The 16,820-nt window shown below is 68.5% G+C and carries 13 protein-coding genes; 7 read left to right on the top strand and 6 right to left on the bottom strand.

Annotation, left to right across the window (positions count from 1 at the left end; genetic code table 11):
* The first annotated feature begins 48 nt into the window (after positions 1–48).
* Complete coding sequence (gene glnA / locus ACI2JO_RS14615; RefSeq protein WP_404721374.1) at positions 49–1,461, top strand: type I glutamate--ammonia ligase; 1,413 nt, start codon at positions 49–51, stop codon at positions 1,459–1,461.
* Positions 1,462–1,823: 362 nt separating this feature from the next.
* Positions 1,824–2,417, top strand: coding sequence for an alpha/beta hydrolase (locus ACI2JO_RS14610; protein WP_404721373.1), 594 nt, complete (start codon positions 1,824–1,826; stop codon positions 2,415–2,417).
* 282 nt (positions 2,418–2,699) lie between these two features.
* Here ACI2JO_RS14610 and ACI2JO_RS14605 read toward each other — a convergent pair whose 3' ends face one another.
* The 5 genes from ACI2JO_RS14605 to ACI2JO_RS14585 all read right to left on the bottom strand — a co-directional run bounded on the left by ACI2JO_RS14605 (position 2,700) and on the right by ACI2JO_RS14585 (position 8,636).
* Entirely contained in the window at positions 2,700–3,710 is a 1,011-nt protein-coding gene (locus ACI2JO_RS14605) for a sugar kinase (protein WP_404721372.1), read from the bottom strand.
* Positions 3,710–5,083: a mannitol dehydrogenase family protein gene (locus tag ACI2JO_RS14600; RefSeq protein ID WP_404721371.1), complete on the bottom strand. Its 1,374-nt coding sequence runs from the start codon at positions 5,081–5,083 to the stop codon at positions 3,710–3,712. The genes ACI2JO_RS14605 and ACI2JO_RS14600 overlap by 1 nt, the downstream gene beginning before the upstream one ends.
* A complete protein-coding gene (gene uxaC / locus ACI2JO_RS14595; protein ID WP_404721370.1) occupies positions 5,080–6,492 on the bottom strand; it encodes a glucuronate isomerase in 1,413 nt (470 codons plus the stop codon). The genes ACI2JO_RS14600 and uxaC overlap by 4 nt, the downstream gene beginning before the upstream one ends.
* Before the next feature lie 2 nt (positions 6,493–6,494).
* Positions 6,495–7,673: a mannonate dehydratase gene (gene uxuA / locus ACI2JO_RS14590; protein WP_404721369.1), complete on the bottom strand. Its 1,179-nt coding sequence runs from the start codon at positions 7,671–7,673 to the stop codon at positions 6,495–6,497.
* Between the two features lie 66 nt (positions 7,674–7,739).
* Complete coding sequence (locus ACI2JO_RS14585; protein WP_404721368.1) at positions 7,740–8,636, bottom strand: aldo/keto reductase family oxidoreductase; 897 nt, start codon at positions 8,634–8,636, stop codon at positions 7,740–7,742.
* Positions 8,637–8,707: 71 nt separating this feature from the next.
* On the opposite strand from ACI2JO_RS14585, the gene ACI2JO_RS14580 reads away from it, so the two are divergent.
* From ACI2JO_RS14580 to ACI2JO_RS14560, 5 genes are all read left to right on the top strand, one after another.
* Positions 8,708–10,060 (top strand): FAD/NAD(P)-binding protein, encoded by a 1,353-nt coding sequence (locus tag ACI2JO_RS14580; RefSeq protein ID WP_404721549.1) that lies wholly within the window; start codon positions 8,708–8,710, stop codon positions 10,058–10,060.
* Positions 10,061–10,156: 96 nt separating this feature from the next.
* A complete protein-coding gene (locus ACI2JO_RS14575) occupies positions 10,157–11,278 on the top strand; it encodes a glycoside hydrolase family 43 protein (protein WP_404721367.1) in 1,122 nt (373 codons plus the stop codon).
* Positions 11,279–11,413: 135 nt separating this feature from the next.
* Positions 11,414–12,853, top strand: a complete 1,440-nt coding sequence (gene xylB, locus ACI2JO_RS14570; protein ID WP_404721366.1) for a xylulokinase — start codon at positions 11,414–11,416, stop codon at positions 12,851–12,853.
* Between the two features lie 12 nt (positions 12,854–12,865).
* A complete protein-coding gene (xylA, locus tag ACI2JO_RS14565; RefSeq protein WP_404721365.1) occupies positions 12,866–14,176 on the top strand; it encodes a xylose isomerase in 1,311 nt (436 codons plus the stop codon).
* 250 nt (positions 14,177–14,426) lie between these two features.
* On the top strand, positions 14,427–16,007 hold the full coding sequence (locus tag ACI2JO_RS14560) for an aldehyde dehydrogenase (NADP(+)) (RefSeq protein WP_404721364.1): 1,581 nt from the start codon (positions 14,427–14,429) through the stop codon (positions 16,005–16,007).
* Between the two features lie 330 nt (positions 16,008–16,337).
* Here the strand turns inward: ACI2JO_RS14560 and ACI2JO_RS14555 are convergent.
* The coding region (locus ACI2JO_RS14555; protein ID WP_404721363.1) for a dihydroxy-acid dehydratase at positions 16,338–16,820 on the bottom strand (483 nt) is incomplete at its 5' end.

Raw genomic sequence — 16,820 nt, 5'->3', positions numbered from 1 at the left:
CCACTCGACAGCAGTCGGGGCGACGCTAATGCGAGAGAGAGCAACACCATGGCGAACACGGCCGCAGACGTTCTGAAGAAGATCAAGGACGAAGAGATCGAGTGGATCGATCTGCGTTTCACCGATCCCAAGGGCAAGTGGCAGCATCTGACCATGGTCGCCTCGGTGATGGGCGAGGACGAATGGACCGACGGCCTGATGTTCGACGGCAGCTCGATCGAGGGCTGGAAGGCGATCAACGAGTCGGACATGATCCTGAAGCCGGATCTGGACGCGGTCTACACCGATCCGTTCTCGGCCACCCCGATGCTGATCGTGTTCTGCGACATCGTCGAGCCGTCGACGGGCGAAGGCTATAGCCGCGACCCGCGCACCACCGCGAAGCGCGCCGAGGCCTATGTCGCCACCACCGGGATCGGTGACACCGTCTATGTCGGGCCGGAAGCCGAATTCTTCATGTTCGACGACGTCCGTTTCGACACGTCGTACAACCAGTCGTACTTCAAGCTCGACGACATCGAGCTGCCGACCAACACCGGTCGCGAATATGAGGGCGGCAACATGGCGCATCGTCCGCGCGCCAAGGGCGGTTATTTCCCGGTTGCGCCGGTCGACTCGGCGGTCGACATCCGCGGCGAGATGGTCTCGACGATGATCGAGATGGGCCTGCCGTGTGACAAGCACCACCACGAGGTCGCCGCCGCGCAGCACGAGCTGGGCCTGACCTTCGGCACGCTGACCACCACCGCCGACCGCATGCAGATCTACAAGTATGTCGTGCACCAGGTCGCGCACGCTTACGGCAAGTCGGCGACGTTCATGCCGAAGCCGATCAAGGAAGATAACGGCTCGGGGATGCACACGCACTTCTCGATCTGGAACGGCAAGGAGCCTTTGTTCGCGGGCAATGGCTATGCCGGGCTGAGCGACACCTGCCTGTATTTCATCGGCGGGATCATCAAGCACGCCAAGGCGATCAACGCCTTCACCAACCCAACCACCAACAGCTACAAGCGGCTGGTGCCGGGTTACGAAGCGCCGGTGCTGCTCGCCTATTCGGCGCGCAACCGCTCGGCCTCGTGCCGCATCCCGTACGGCACCGGCCCGAAGAGCAAGCGCGTCGAGGTCCGCTTCCCCGACGCGATGGCCAATCCGTACCTCGCTTATGCGGCGCTGCTGATGGCGGGTCTGGACGGCATCCAGAACAAGATCCATCCCGGCGAAGCGATGGACAAGAACCTGTACGACCTGCCGCCGGCCGAGCTGGCGGAAGTGCCGACGGTCTGCGCCTCGCTGCGTGAAGCGCTCGAGTCGCTGCTGGCCGACCACGACTTCCTGCTCAAGGGCGACGTGTTCACCAAGGACCAGATCGAAGCTTATGTCGAACTGAAGTGGGCTGATGTGGCGCGTTGGGAAATGACCCCGAGCCCGGTCGAGTTCGATATGTACTACAGCGCGTGAGGCTGCCGTGCCGGCAGCCGGTGGTGCGCCGCGCCACACGCGCTGTCGGCCGGCTTCGCCGCAGGTGAGGACCGACGACGTGGCTTCGCCACGTCGTTTCCCCGACCAAGAAAAGGGCGTCTTCCAGACCGGAAGGCGCCCTTTTTCCGTCATTGCGAGCAGTGCGAAGCAATCCAGTGCCGGACCTGGATGCCCTGGATTGCTGCGCTACGCTCGCGATGACGGCGAGCCCCCTCACCTCACCCCGACAAACCCAAAGCTCACCGCACGATAGGCCAACTAGACTCCCCATCCCGTCCGACTCGCGTACCATCACTACCTTCAGCCACGACATCGGTCCGCGCCACCCGGGAGCCAAAGCCATGTTCGCCATCGCCGCCAACGACCGCTTCGCCCCTTTCTCGATCGTCGCGATCTCGGACGCGCGGCAGGGGGAGCCGACGTGGCGGACGATGTTCGGCTGGCCGGGCAACGATCCGCGCACGATCCCGCTGGCGGCCCGCTCGCGCGCCGAGCGCAAGATCTGGGCGGCGCGACTCGATCAGGCGGTGTGCGCGGCGGATCGGCCGGTGCTGCTGGTCGCGGACGGGATCGGCTGCGCGGCGAGCGCGTGGTGGGGCCGACTCTCGCCCAGCGATTACGTCTCGAAGATCGCCGGTGCCTTGCTGTTCGCCCCGCGCGGCGCGGACGTGACGCGCGACGGCGACACCGACCTGTTCGCCTCGCCGACCGCGCCTTTACCCTTTCCATCGATCGTGATCTCGCCACAGGGTGACGCGGGTCAGATCAATGCGGCGGTCGAAAGCTGGGGCAGCCGGCTGATCGCCGGTCACCGTGACCGCCATGTCGCGCGCGAGACGAACGCATGGCGGCAGGCGCAACGGCTGTTTCTGCGCGTAACGCAGCAGGTCGCCGCGCACGAGGTCGGCCGCGCCGAGGCGATGATCGGGCGGTAGCCCGCCTCGACAACACCGTCGCCCCTGCGCAGGCAGGGGCCCATGTCTGTCTCGTCTTGACCGACCCTCTGACACGGCCAGCGCGCGTCATGTGTCCGGCGTCACGCGCGACGACACAGCAATAGGCCCCTGCGTGCGCAGGGGCGACGGCGTGTGGGGTAGTAGTTCGCCCCTTCACCTCCGTCGCCCCGGACTTGATCCGGGGCCTCGCTTCCCCTGACGCGCGAAGAAGAAGAAGAAGAAGCGGGGTTCCGGATCAGTTTCGGCCTGGCCCCGCCAATCCTACCGACGCACGTCCAGCCCACCGGCAAGAAACGCATCGACATCCCCCTGCCGGAACAGCGCCGCATCACCCGGCAGCGAATGCTTCAGCGCCGCCAGCGCCAGCCCGGTCTCCGCCGCCGCCGCAATCCCCTGTTCGTTGAGCAACGCGTGGAGCACCCCGGCCGCGAACGCGTCCCCACCGCCGATCCGGTCGACGATTCCCGCCAGCACCGTCTCGGGGGTCTGCGCATGGTCGTCGCGCGTATCGATCCGCGCCGACAGACGGTTGAGGTCAACATGCTCGACGTGCCGCGCGGTCGAGGCGATCGTCATCAGCTTTGGGAACCGCGCGAACGCCGCTTCCGCGGCCGCGCGCCGCCGATCCTCGCCATCCCCGCCGAAATCGTCACGCCCGAGCAGCAGCGCGATGTCGCGGTGGTTGCCGAACATCAGATCGGCATGTTCGACGATCCGCGTCAGAATGCCGCGCGGATCGCTCTCCCAGCGGGCCCACAACTTGCCGCGCCAATTGCCATCGAACGACACCGCAACGCCGCGCGCGCTCGCCGCCTCGGCCGCGGCGATCGCGCTCTCGGCGGGCACCGGCCCCAGCGCCGGGGTGATCCCCGACAGATGCAGCCGCGTCACCCCATCAAGGATCGCGTCCCAGTCCCACGCGCTCATCGGCGCCTCGGCAAACGACGATCCGGCACGGTCGTAGATCACCTCGGTGGCGCGCATCCCCGCGCCCGAGGTGACGAAATACAGCCCCATTCGCTCGCCGCCGGTCTGGAGGTGCCGCACGTCCACACCATGCCCGCGCAAGGTGGTGATCGCACTCTGCCCCAGATCATTGTCGGGCACGCGGCTGACGATGCCGACATCGTGGCCGAGCTTGGCGAGCTGCGTGACGACATTCGCCTCCGCGCCCGCCACCCACACGTCGAAGCGCGGCGTCTGCATCAACAGCTCGCGCCCGGGTGGCGAAAGCCGGAGCATGATCTCGCCGAACGCCAGGAACTTGCCCATCAACCCCGCTCCACCAGATCGACCAGTATCTCGCGCTCGGCATCGTCGGCTTGCCAGCGCCCGGCGAACTTGCCGCCCGCGCCGAACAGCGCATCGACCATCCCGCGCGCATCGTTCGCACGCCACAATGCCGCCAGTTCGTCGGCCATCGGATCGTTGATCGGCCCCGCCTGCCCACGCAGATGCCGCAGCCACGCGGCCAGCGCGGTCAGCGTCGCGGTCCGCTCGACCCCGCGCGCACGGGTGATCGTCAGCGCCTCCAGCCAGCGCGGGCCGACCTTCTGCGACCCGTCGGTGGCGATCTGCGCCAGCCGGTGCGCCAGCGATGGATTGGCGAAGCGCGCGAGCAGCGCATCGGCATAAGCGCGCAGATCCTGCCCTGGGGCCGCATCGAGGCTTGCGGCAGCCTCGTCACGCATCAGCCGCTCGACGACCGGGCGCACCGCCGGATCGGCGATCGCCTGATGCACGAACTCATGCCCCGCCCCGAGCCCGAGATAGGCGAGCGCCGAATGGGCGCCGTTGAGCATCCGCAGTTTGGCGGTCTCATAGGGCCGCACGTCGGCGACGAACTGCGCGCCACCGACGTCCCAGCGCGGGCGATCGGTCGCGAAGCGATCCTCGATCACCCATTGCCGGAACGGCTCGGTGACCACCCCGCCCTCGTCGCGCACCCCAAGCCGCGCTTCGATCCCGTCGAGATCGGCGGCGGTCGTCGCGGGCACGATCCGGTCGACCATTGTCGACGGGCACGCCCAGTCACGCTCGAACCAGTCGCGCGCCGCGCCGTCGAGCAACGCCGCCACGCCGTCGCGGAGCACATGGCCGTTGTCGGTCATGTTGTCGCAACTGACCAGGGTCATCGGCCCTGCACCCGCCGCGTGCCGCTCCCGCACCGCCTGCGAGAGGTAATGGTAGATTGTGCCACCCGCCGCCGCGACCGACGCGGTGTCGATCCCGCCGCCGGGCAGCCGGTGATAGCCTTTCTCCGTGACGGTCAGCGTCACGATGCGCGTCGCAGGCGCGGCCAGCGCCGCCGCCACCGCGTCCGGCGCATCCGGCGCGACCAGCACCTCGCGCACCGCCCCGATCAGCCGCAGCCGCTCGCCGTCCGCATCGCGCGTCGCCACCGTGTAGAGCCCGTCCTGCGGCGCGAGTTGCTCATGAACCTGTCGCGAGCGCAGCGACACGCCGGTGATCGCCCAGTCACGATCCCCCGCCGCCATCGCATCGTCGGTATAGACCGCCTGATGCGCGCGGTGGAACGCACCGATGCCCAGATGCACGATCCCACGCGCCTGTTCGCCCCGCGCATAGCCGGGCTGCGCAACATCATCGGGCAGCGCGGCGCGGGTGGCGTCGGCCAGCCTCACAGCTTGTACGCCTTGCGCACCAGACCATCGGTCAGCTCATGCGCCAGCTCGACCGCCTCCCAGTCCTCGATGCGATGCTCGGCGACCAGCCGCGCGAGGAACGCGCAGTCGACGCGTCGCGCGACATCATGCCGCGCCGGGATCGACAGGAAGGCGCGCGTGTCGTCATTGAAGCCGACCGTATTGTAGAAGCCGGCGGTCTCGGTGGTCAGCTCGCGATAGCGGCGCATCCCCTCGGGCGAATCGTGGAACCACCACGCAGGCCCCAGCTTGAGGCACGGATAATGGCCCGCCATCGGCGCCAGCTCGCGCGCATAGACGCTCTCGTCGAGCGTGAAGAGGATGATCGTCAGGTCGCGCTCGTTGCCGACCACGTCGAGCATCGGTTGCAGCGCGCGCGTATATTCGGTGCGGACCGGAATGTCGGCGCCCTTGTCGCGCCCGTGGCTGGCGAACAGCCCGGCATTGTGGTTGCGATACGAGCCGGGGTGGATCTGCATCACCATCCCGTCCTCGACGCTCATCTTCGCCATCTCGGTCAGCATCTGCGCGCGGAACAGCTCGGCATCGGCGGTGTCCCATGTACCCCCGACGATCTTCGCGAACAGCGCCTCGCATTCGGCAGTCGACAGGTTGGCGGTCTGCGCGGTGGCATGCCCGTGGTCGGTCGCGGTCGCCCCGGCGGCGCGGAAGTCGGCGCGACGCTTGCGGTGCGCCGCCAGATAGCCCGACCAGCTATGCACGTCCTCGCCGGTCAGCGCCGCGAACGTCTCCAACGCGCCTTTGAATTGCTCATGCTCGACGTCGATCACGCCATCGGGTCGATAGGTGGTGACGACGCGCCCGCCCCATCCCGAGGCGCGGATCGCGTGATGCGCGTCGAGGCTGTCGTGCGCGCCCTCGGTGGTGGCGAGGAAGTCGATACGGAACCGGTCGAACAAGGCGCGCGGGCGGAAGTCGTCGCCCGCCAGTCGCGCGTTGATCGTGTCGAAGTAGGTGTCGGCGGTATCGGCATCGAGCCGCATGTCGAACCCGAACACCTCGGCAAAGACGTGATCGAGCCACAACCGCGACGGCGTCCCGCGGAACAGATCGTAATGCGACGCGAACAACTTCCACGCAGCGCGCGGATCGGTGGCAGGCACGCCGCCGCGATGCGGGATGCGCAGATCGTCGAGCGCGATCCCCTGCGAATAGAGCATCCGGAATACATAATGGTCGGGTGCGAGCAGCAGCGTCGTCGCATTGTCCCACTTGGCATCGGTCGCGAACCACGTCGGATCGGTGTGGCCGTGCGGGCTGACGATCGGCAGCGCGCCGATCTCGGCGTAAAGCGTCCGCGCGATATCGCGGGTCGTCGGGTCGGCGGGAAACAGTCGGTCGGGGTGCAGTTCGAGCGGTCGTGTCATCGTCAGTTCGCTCCCATAAACGTCAAGCCGCGCTCCAGCCCGCGCAGCTCGGCGAGCCCGCGCATCCGCCCGAGCAGTGAATAACCGGGGTTCGTCACCTTGGTCAGGTCGTCGAGCATCTGATGCCCGTGATCGGGGCGCATCACGATCGAGCGTCCCTCGCGGCGTTGCAGCGCCACCACCTCGGCCATCACCGCGGTCAGGTCGCCGCTGCCCTCGAGATGCGCCGCCTCGTGGAACGCGCCATCGGGTTCGCGCTGCACGCTGCGCAGATGCAGGAAGCCGATTCGCTCGCCCAGCCGCCGCACCATCCCGGGCAGATCATTATCGGCGCGCACCCCGAACGAGCCGGTGCAGAAGCACAAGCCGTTCGCAGCGCTCGGCACCGCCTCGAACAACGCGGTTACGTCCGCCTCGGTGCTGACGACGCGCGGCAGGCCGAAGATCGGAAACGGCGGATCATCGGGGTGGACGACCATGCGGATGCCCAGTTCCTCGGCGACGGGGCAGATCGCCGCCATGAACGCATGGTGGTTGGCGCGCAGCTCGTCCGCGCCGGTATCGGCATAGCCATGGATCGCATCGAGGAATTGCGCGGAGGTGAAGCTCTCCTCGCTCCCCGGCAGCCCGGCGATGATCGTCCGCTCCAGCCGCAGCCTCGCGTCGTCGTCCATCGCCGCGAAGCGCCGCGCGGCGCGCTCGATCGTGTCGGGGGCATAATCCGCCTCGGCACCGGAGCGCTTCAGCAAGTGCAGGTCATAGGCCGCGACGGCATCCAGCTCGAACCGCAGCGCACGCGCACCGTCCGGCAGCTCCCAGGCCAGATCGGTGCGCGTCCAGTCGAGCAGCGGCATGAAATTGTAGGTGACGGTCGTGATCCCCTCCGCCGCCAGATGGCGCAGGGTAATAATATACTGGTCGATCAGCCGCTCGCGGTCGGGTCCGGCGGTCTTGATCGCCTCGTGGACCGGCACGCTCTCCACCGTGGTCCAGCCCAGCCCGGCGCGCTCGATCATCGCGCGCTGCGCGGCGATTTCCTCGCGTGGCCAGACGTCGCCATTGGGGATGTGGTGGAGCGCAGTGACGACGTCGGTCGCGCCGGCCTGACGAATATGCGCCAGCGGCACCGGATCGCGCGGCCCGAACCAGCGCATCGCCTGCGTCATCAACACGTCCGCCATCCTCTCCGATCCTGCCGCCTGCGGCGTTACGCCGTCCCTGTTAGCGATAACAACCTGTGAAGCAAGCTAGGGCAAGCTGCATCCCATTCCCGCCTGAAGCACTGCATACCATCGCGCGCGGGTCCATTCGACCCGGTACGCCCCGGCCGCTGCCGCGATCCGTCCGGCGCTTTGCGACCCGACGATCGGGATGATCCGCGCGGGATGCGCCATCACCCATGCCAGCGCCGCGGTCGCCGCGTCGACACCATAGGCCGCGCCCTGTTCGGCGAGCAACGCGCCCGCCGGATGCGCCACGTCGGTCAATCGCCCGCCGCCGAGCGGCGACCAGGCCAGCACGGCAAGGTCGTGCGTCATCGCATGGTCGAGCGTCCCGTCGAACAGCGGCGCGACGTGCAAGGCGGAGAACTCCGGCTGCGTCGCGGCGATCGGCTGGCCGAGGAACGACTGCAATGCGTCGAGCTCGGCAGGCGCATGGTTCGACACGCCGATCGCGCGTACCTTGCCGCTCGCCACCATGGCGTCGAGCGCGCCGGCGACCTCCTGCGGGTGGGTCAGCAGGTCGCGGCGGTGGATCTGATAGAGTTCGACCGTCTCCACCCCCATCCGCCGCAGCGAATCATCGAGCGCCTCGGTCAGATAGGCGCGGCCGGAATTGTAGGGGATGCCGGGGCGGATTCCGCCCTTGGTCGCGATCACCATCCGGTCGCGAAGCGTACGATCCTCGGCCAGCGCGCGCCCGAACAGCGCCTCCGCCGATCCAAACCCGGCCGGCGTGTCGCAGCCATAGATGTCGGCGGTGTCGAACAAGATGATCCCCGCCCCCAGCGCGGCGTCGATCAGCCCGCGCACCGCCGCGACATCGTCGCCTGCCAGCCGCCACATGCCCCAGGCGAGCGGTGAAACCATGATCCCGCTCTTGCCGAGTGCCCGCGGTTCATTCGATAGGCGCAATGTCGTCATACGGGGCGGCATGGCACAGGGTCGATCGGGATGATAGCACCGAACCATCGCACGAGCGGGCCGTCCCGGTGATGATCCGCCATGTCGCGATCGTCGGCGGCGGCTTCTCGGGGGCGCTGCTCGCCATCAACCTGCTGCGTCACGACGGCCCGCGCGCGACGTTGATCGAGCGACGTCCGGCCCAGCTCGGACGCGGGGTCGCGTACAGCGCCGCGCACGAGGAGCATCTGCTCAACGTTCGCGCCGGCAACATGAGCGCGCTGCCCGACGACGCCGATCATTTCGTCCGCTGGCTGACGCACAACGGACTGGGCGACCGCACCACCTTTGTGCCACGCCGCGTCTATGGCCGCTACCTGCGCGAGATGCTGGAACAGGCGGTCGCGGCGCACCCGCACCGGCTGACGCTGATCGAGGACGAGGTGCAGACGATCGCCCCGGTGGCGGACGGCTACCAGGCGACGCTGGCAGGCGGCGGCATCCTGACCGCGGATGCGATGGTGCTCGCGCTCGGCAACCTGCCGCCGCACACCCCACCGGGGATCGACCACGATGCTCTGCCGTCGGGTTGCTATCGCGGCGATCCGTGGGCGGGCGACATTGCGGAAGGATTGCGCGACGACGATACCGTCGTGCTGGTCGGCAGCGGACTGACCGCCGTCGACGCCGCATTGCTGCTCGACTCGAGCGGATTCCGCGGCCGGATCGTCGCGCTGTCGCGACGCGGGCTGGTCCCGCGCCGCCACGCCGACACGCCGCCGCAGCCCGGCCTGTCGGAGCGCCCCGCCGCGAAATTGTCGGCGTTGCTGCACCATGTGCGAATGCGCAGCGCCACGATCGGCTGGCGCGCGGCGGTCGATACGCTGCGCCCGATCACGCAGATGATGTGGGGCGCGGCGGATGCGACGACCCGCGCGCGGTTCCTCCGCCACCTGCGCCCGTGGTGGGACGTGCATCGCCACCGCCTCGCCCCCGCCATCGCCGACCGGATCGAAGCGCTGGTCGCGAGCGGCCGACTGGAGGTGGTCGCGGGCAAGCTGGTCGCCGCCACCGGCGATGGCGCACAGGCGCTGCTCGACTGGCGGCCGCGCGGCGAGGCCGAGACACGCCGCATTCGTGCGGCGCGGATCGTCAACTGCACCGGGCCGCAGGGCGATCTGCTGCGTTCGGGCGAGCCACTGCTGCGCGACCTGCTCGCACGCGGCATGATCCGCCCCGACAGGCTGCGCATCGGATTGGAGGTCGATGCGCAATCGCGCGTCGTCGCTGAAGACGGCACCATCGCCGAACAATTCTACGCAATCGGCCCGATGACGCACGGCGGATTATGGGAAGTTGTCGCCGTTCCCGACATCCGCCAACAGAATTGGACGCTCGCGCGAAGGCTCGCCAACGCGCACTGGGTGGGTGGCGAGGGGCTGTGATGCGAAAACGGTTGCGTGCCAATGATGGTAGCGCTACCTCATCGCACAACGCGCGGGCGCAGACCCGCCGACTGGACCTGAGAGGAGCCCGAGACGATGCGTCGCCCCATTCGTGCCTATCTGCTGCCGCTGCTCGCCGCGCTGCCGCTTGCTGCGTGCGGTGATCGCACGACGACCGCCGACAACGCCACGACCGCCAACGCCGCCGCCAGCGGCGCGCCGCGCGCCAAGGACGGCCGACGCTATCTGTCGCAGCCGTTGGTCACCGACTTCTATACCGCCGACCCTTCGGCGCACGTCTTCGACGGCAAGCTCTACGTCTATCCAAGCCACGACATCGACGGCTCTGCGAAGGAAGACGATCTCGGCGGCCATTTCGAAATGCGCGATTACCGCGTGCTCAGCATGGACGAGCCCGGCGGCAAGGTCACCGCACACCCGGTCGCGCTCGACGTCAAGGACGTGCCCTGGGCCGAAAAGCAGATGTGGGCCCCCGATGCCGCGTACAAGAACGGCACCTACTACCTGTATTTCCCCGCCAAGGATCGGCAGGGCGCATTCCGCATCGGCGTCGCCACGTCGAAGTCGCCGGTCGGCCCGTTCAAGGCTGATCCGCAGCCAATCGCAGGCAGCTTCTCGATCGACCCGGCGGTGTTCACCGACGACGACGGCAAGAGCTACATGTACTTCGGCGGGATCTGGGGCGGGCAGCTTCAGCGCAACACCACCGGCAAATACGACCCGAACGGGTCGAAGACTGATCTCGGCGCCGACGACAAGCCCGCGCTGACCCCGAAGGTGGCGCCGATGGGTGCCGACATGAAGACCTTCGCCGGCAAGCCCCGCGACGTCGTGATCCTCGACGAGAAGGGCAAGCCGCTGCTCGGCGGCGACCACGACCGTCGCTTCTTCGAGGCGTCGTGGATGCACAAGTACAAGGGCAAATACTACTTCAGCTATTCGACCGGCGACACGCATTACCTCGTCTATGCGATCGGCGACTCACCCTTCGGCCCGTTCACCTACAAGGGCCGCATCCTCCAGCCGGTCGAGGGCTGGACGACCCACCATTCGATCGTCGAGTGGAAGGGCAAATGGTGGCTGTTCTACGCCGACACGCAGCTCTCGGGTCAGACCCGCCTGCGCAACGTCAAGATGACCGAGCTGAAGTACAATCCCGACGGCACGATCCAGACGATCGACCCGTTCGTGAAGTGATCTGACACCGGCGTCCCTCACCGGTCACCCCGACGCAGCTCGGGGTCCAGTCGGGGGACGCTTTCGCATCGCACGCCCGGCCCGCCACGGGACCCCGGCTTTCGCCGGGGTGACGGCAGAGACGAAAGACTGACCATGTTCCTCGGCATCGACATCGGCACCTCGGGCGTGAAGGCGGTGGTGATCGACCGTGACGGTACGATCGCCGCGCAGGCGACCGCCGCGCTGACCGTCCAGCGCTCGCATCCCTTGTGGTCCGAGCAGGACCCGGACGCCTGGTGGCAGGCGACCGACGCCGCCGTCCGCGCGCTGCCCGCCGACGTGCGCCGCGCGGTGCGCGGGGTCGGCATCGCCGGTCAGATGCACGGCGCGACCCTGCTCGGCGCCGATGACCGCCCGTTGCGCCCCGCGATCCTGTGGAACGACGGCCGCTCGTTCGCCGAGTGCGAGGAACTGGAACGCGCCGTCCCCGCGCTGCGCGACATCGCCGCCAACATCGCGATGCCCGGCTTCACCGCCCCCAAGCTGCTGTGGGTCAAGCATCACGAACCCGAAACCTTCGCCGCGATCCGCACCGTGCTGCTCCCCAAGGACCATGTCCGGCTCATCATGACCGGCGAGAAGGCGTCCGACGTCTCCGACGCCGCCGGCACCTTGTGGCTCGACGTGGCGAAGCGCGACTGGAGCGACGAATTGCTCGCCGCGACCGGCCTCACCCGCGACCAGATGCCGCGCGCGGTCGAGGGCAGCGACGTCACCGGCACGCTCCGTCAGGAAATCGCCGACAGCTGGGGGATGGACGCTGTCCCCGTCGCGGGCGGTGGCGGCGACAATGCCGCGGGCGCGGCCGGGATCGGCGTCGTACGCGACGGGGACGCCCTGCTGTCGCTCGGCACCTCGGGCGTGATCTTCGTCGCGACCGACACGCTGCGTGCCAATCCGGCGGCGGCGGTCCATGCGTTCTGCCATTGTATCCCGGACATGTGGCACCAGATGGCGGTGCACCTCTCGGCGGCGGTTTGCGTCGACTGGGTCGCGCGGCTGATCGGCGCGGCCGGTGCCGCCGACGTCTTCGCGCGCGCCGAGATCGCCGGTCCGGCGAGCGGCCCCGAACTGTTCCTCCCCTACCTTTCGGGCGAGCGCACCCCGCACAATGACGCGCAGGTGCGCGGCGGCTTCCTCCAGCTCGACCATGACAGCACCCCCGAGCGGATGGCGCAGGCGGTCCTCGAAGGCGTCGCCTTCGCGCTCGCCGATGGTGTCCGCGTGCTGCGCGAATCGGGCACGACCGTCGAGCGCCTCTCGGTGATCGGCGGCGGCGCGCGCTCGCGTTATTGGGGTGAGACGCTCGCCGCCGCGCTGGAGGTCGAACTCGCCTATCTCAAGGGCGGCGAGGTCGGTCCCGCGATGGGCGCCGCCCGCCTGGCGCAGCTCGCCGTCGACGGCGGCACCCCCGCCGAGGTCTGCGTCGCCCCGCCGATCAGCCACGTCATCACCCCCGACCCGACGCTGGTCGACCGGCTCGCCCCCAAGCGCGCCGCCTTCCGCGCCGCCTATTCCCGCATCAAGCCGTAAAGGAACCAGCGAATGGCCACCGACTTCTTCGCCGACATCCCCCAGATCAAATATGAGGGGCCGGAGACCACCAACGAACTCGCCTATCGTTTCTACGACAAGGACCGGGTCGTGCTCGGCAAGCGGATGGAGGACCACCTCCGCTTCGCCGCCTGCTTCTGGCACACCTTCTGCTGGCCGGGCTCGGACGTGTTCGGCGGCGGCACCTTCAACCGCCCGTGGCATGCCGGCGCGAACGACAGCGCGGCCTCGGCGATGAAGCGGGAGGTCGCATTCGACTTCTTCTCGAAGCTCGACGTGCCTTATTACTGCTTCCACGACGTCGACGTGATGGCCGACGCCAACAGCGTCGCCGAGCATCGCCGCTTCTTCGGCGAGGCGGTCGACCACCTCGAAAAGCTCCAGGCCTCGTCGGGCCGCAAGCTGCTGTGGGGCACCGCGAACCTGTTCGGCAACCCGCGCTTTGCCGCCGGTGGCGCGACCAATCCGGACCCGGAAGTCTATGCGTTCGGCGCGATGCAGGTCCGCGACGCGCTCGAAGCGACGCACCGCCTCGGCGGCCAGAACTACGTGCTGTGGGGCGGTCGCGAGGGGTATGAGACGCTCGCCAACACCGACCTGAAGCGCGAACTCGACAATCTCGGCCGCTTCCTCACGCTGGTCGTCGAGCACAAGCACAAGATCGGCTTCAACGGCACGATCCTGATCGAGCCGAAGCCGCATGAGCCGACCAAGCACCAGTACGACTTCGACACCGCCACTGTGTACGGCTTCCTCAAGAAGTACGGGCTGGAAAAGGAGGTCAAGGTCAACATCGAGGCGAACCACGCCACGCTGGCCGGCCACACCTTCGAACATGAGATCGCGATGGCCGGCGCGCTCGGCATCTTTGGCTCGATCGACGCCAACCGCGGCGATCACCAGAACGGCTGGGACACCGATCAATTCCCGAACTCGGTCGAGGAACTGACGCTGGCGATGATCGAGATCATCCGCGCGGGCGGCTTCACCACCGGCGGCTTCAACTTCGACGCCAAGGTCCGCCGTCAGTCGATGGACGCGGTCGACCTGTTCTACGGCCATGTCGGCGGGATCGACGTCGTGGCGAAGGGCCTGCTCAACGCCGCCGCGCTGATCGAGGACGGTCGCCTCGATGCGATCAAGAAGGAACGTTACGCCGGCTGGGATGCCGACTTCGGCCGGAAGGTGTCGAGCCTCGACCTCGCCGGGATCGCCGATCTGGCCGAGAGCGCCGACGTCAACCCGCGCCCGCGCTCGGGTCGTCAGGAGCGTATCGAAAATCTGGTGAACCGCTTCATTTAAGCGGGTCACCTACCCACCGTCATCCCCGCCGCGGCGGGGATGACGGGTTTGGCGGAGCAATGCTCCCAAAACCGACGACGCGGCACCGGGCGACCTCCGATCGCGCGCTCCGCGTGCCCGCCTATGCTGCGGGGCTGCTATTTTTGACCAGGCTACGGCACCGGCCACGCCGGATCGGCCACCGCAGGGTTGCGAATCCGCCCCTCGCCGCCTACCTAATGTCCGACTAATCCCCATCACGAGGACGATCATGATCGACGGAGCGATGCTCATCGGCGCCGAGGCGCGTCAGGCTGACAAGCGGTTCACCTCGGTCGATCCGTCGACCGGCGAAACGCTGACGCCGGACTTTTCCTCCGCCGGCCCCGACGCGGTCGACGCCGCCGCCGCGCTCGCCGCCGAGGCGTTCCCGACCTATAGCGCGACCGATCCCGAGACACGCGCCGCGTTCCTGGAATCGATTACCGAGGAAATTCTTGCACTTGGTGACGATCTGATCGTTCGCGCGATGCAGGAAAGCGGCCTGCCGCGCGCGCGCCTCGAAGGCGAGCGCGGCCGCACCGTCGGTCAGCTCAAGCTGTTCGCGCAGGTCGTCCGCCAGGGCGACTGGCTCGACGCGACGATTGATCCCGCGATGCCCGACCGTCAGCCGCTGCCGCGCCCCGACCTGCGCCGCATGAACGTCGCGCTCGGCCCGGTCGCGGTGTTCGGCGCGTCGAACTTCCCGCTCGCCTTCTCGGTCGCGGGCGGCGACACCGCCTCGGCGCTGGCGGCGGGCTGCCCGGTCGTCGTCAAGGGTCATCCGGCGCACCCCGGCACCGGTGAGCTGGTCGCGCGCGCGATCGCCAAGGCGGTCGAGAAGGCCGGGCTTCCGGCCGGCGTCTTCTCCTATCTGCCCGGCGAAACCAATGAGCTGGGTGGCGCGATCGTCCGCGATCCGCGCATCAAGGCGGTCGGCTTCACCGGCTCGCGCGGCGGCGGTATGGCGCTGATGAAGATCGCGGCCGAGCGTGACGAGCCGATCCCGGTCTATGCCGAAATGTCGGCGATCAACCCGGTCGTGATCATGCCGCATGCGCTCGAAGCGCGCGGCGCGGCGCTCGCGCCGGCCTATGTCCAGTCGCTGACGATGGGCGCAGGCCAGTTCTGCACCAACCCCGGCCTCGTCCTCGCGATCGCCGGCCCGGCGCTCGACGCGTTCGTCGCGGCGGCCGGTCAGGCGCTGACCGAGAGTGCGCCGACGACGATGCTCACGCCGGGCATCCACGCCAGCTTCGAAAAGGGCGTCGAGGCGCTCGCGTCGCACGCGGCCGTGACGACGGTCGCGCGCGGCAAGGTCGGCGAGGGCGTCAACCAGGCGGTCGGCGCGCTGTTCCGCACCGACGCCGAGGCGTTCCTCGCCGATCGCGCGCTCGGGCATGAGGTGTTCGGCTCGTCGTCGATCGTCGTCGCCTGCCGCGATTTCGACGAGCTGAAGAAGGTCATCGCCAGCCTCGAAGGCCAGCTGACCGCCACGCTCCAGATCGACGCAGAGGACGAGGCGGAGGCCAAGGGGTTGATCCCGGTGCTCGCCGACCGCGTCGGCCGCATCCTCGTCAACGGCTGGCCGACCGGCGTCGAGGTCGCCCCGGCGATGGTTCATGGCGGACCGTTCCCGGCGACCAGCGACGGCCGTTCGACGTCGGTCGGCACCGGCGCGATCTATCGGTTCCTTCGCCCGGTCAGCCTCCAGAATCTGCCCGCCAGCCTGCTGCCGGACGCGGTGTCGGACGCCAACCCCTGGGGCATCGCCCGCCGCCTCGATGGCAAGCGTGAGGCTTCGCCGCGGTAAGCGTTACGGGTTGTTGTGGAACGGAAAGGGCGGCCTCGCGGGGCCGCCCTTTTTCTTGGTAAGTCTGCGGCTACGGCTGCGAAGCCAATCCGCAAATCCGCCGACCCGCTGATCCAGCCCACTCCCGCACCACCCCCGTTCGCCCTGAGCTTGTCGAAGGGCGTGTCCGGGACCTTTGCTTCGACAAGCTCCGCACGAACGGCGTACGAGGGACAACGCCCTCGCCCGCCACTTCGGCGAACGCCGGGGCCCAGTTGGGAAGGCCGGCGTAACGAGGCGCGACCTACCAGCTTCGCCCGACGGCGCCCCGGCTTCCGCCGGGATGACGCCTCAATGGTTGTCGCGCGGCAGCCCCATGGTCTGCGCGATGCGCTGGTACTTCTCTGCGCCCTCGAGGATCGCGCCGGTGCTCATCTGCCCGACGACCGAGCGCTGGATCTCCTGCCACGGCGTCTGCGAGGCCGGATAGGCATAGCCGCCCGCCGCCTCCAGCGCCGCACGCCGCTCGGCCAGTTCCTCGTCGGAGATCAGCACGTTGGCCGTGCCCTTGCCCAGATCGACCCGCACCCGGTCGCCGGTCTTCAGCAGCGCAAGACCACCCATCGCCGCCGCCTCGGGGCTGGCGTTGAGGATCGACGGCGAGCCGCTCGTCCCCGACTGCCGCCCGTCGCCGATGCACGGCAGCGCATGGACGCCCTCGGTGATCAGATACGCCGGCGGGCGCATGTTGACGACCTCGGCCGCGCCCGGATAGCCGATCGGGCCCGCGCCGCGCATGAACAAGAGCGTCTCGGGCGTGATCCCGGTCGCGGG

This window comes from Sphingomonas sp. NPDC079357 (assembly GCF_044901155.1).
Taxonomy (GTDB): domain Bacteria; phylum Pseudomonadota; class Alphaproteobacteria; order Sphingomonadales; family Sphingomonadaceae; genus Sphingomonas.
Note: the sequence above shows the minus strand (reverse complement) of the source record. Positions and strands in the feature narration are given on the sequence as shown.

What these genes read in the sequence shown, in the direction of transcription:
- glnA (WP_404721374.1), top strand. Translation starts at nt 49, where the DNA reads ATGGCGAACACGGCCGCAGACGTTCTGAAGAAGATCAAGGACGAAGAG.
- ACI2JO_RS14610 (WP_404721373.1), top strand. Translation starts at nt 1,824, where the DNA reads ATGTTCGCCATCGCCGCCAACGACCGCTTCGCCCCTTTCTCGATCGTC.
- ACI2JO_RS14605 (WP_404721372.1), bottom strand. Translation starts at nt 3,710, where the DNA reads ATGGGCAAGTTCCTGGCGTTCGGCGAGATCATGCTCCGGCTTTCGCCA.
- uxaC (WP_404721370.1), bottom strand. Translation starts at nt 6,492, where the DNA reads ATGACACGACCGCTCGAACTGCACCCCGACCGACTGTTTCCCGCCGAC.
- uxuA (WP_404721369.1), bottom strand. Translation starts at nt 7,673, where the DNA reads ATGGCGGACGTGTTGATGACGCAGGCGATGCGCTGGTTCGGGCCGCGC.
- ACI2JO_RS14585 (WP_404721368.1), bottom strand. Translation starts at nt 8,636, where the DNA reads ATGACGACATTGCGCCTATCGAATGAACCGCGGGCACTCGGCAAGAGC.
- ACI2JO_RS14580 (WP_404721549.1), top strand. Translation starts at nt 8,708, where the DNA reads ATGATCCGCCATGTCGCGATCGTCGGCGGCGGCTTCTCGGGGGCGCTG.
- ACI2JO_RS14575 (WP_404721367.1), top strand. Translation starts at nt 10,157, where the DNA reads ATGCGTCGCCCCATTCGTGCCTATCTGCTGCCGCTGCTCGCCGCGCTG.
- xylB (WP_404721366.1), top strand. Translation starts at nt 11,414, where the DNA reads ATGTTCCTCGGCATCGACATCGGCACCTCGGGCGTGAAGGCGGTGGTG.
- xylA (WP_404721365.1), top strand. Translation starts at nt 12,866, where the DNA reads ATGGCCACCGACTTCTTCGCCGACATCCCCCAGATCAAATATGAGGGG.
- ACI2JO_RS14560 (WP_404721364.1), top strand. Translation starts at nt 14,427, where the DNA reads ATGATCGACGGAGCGATGCTCATCGGCGCCGAGGCGCGTCAGGCTGAC.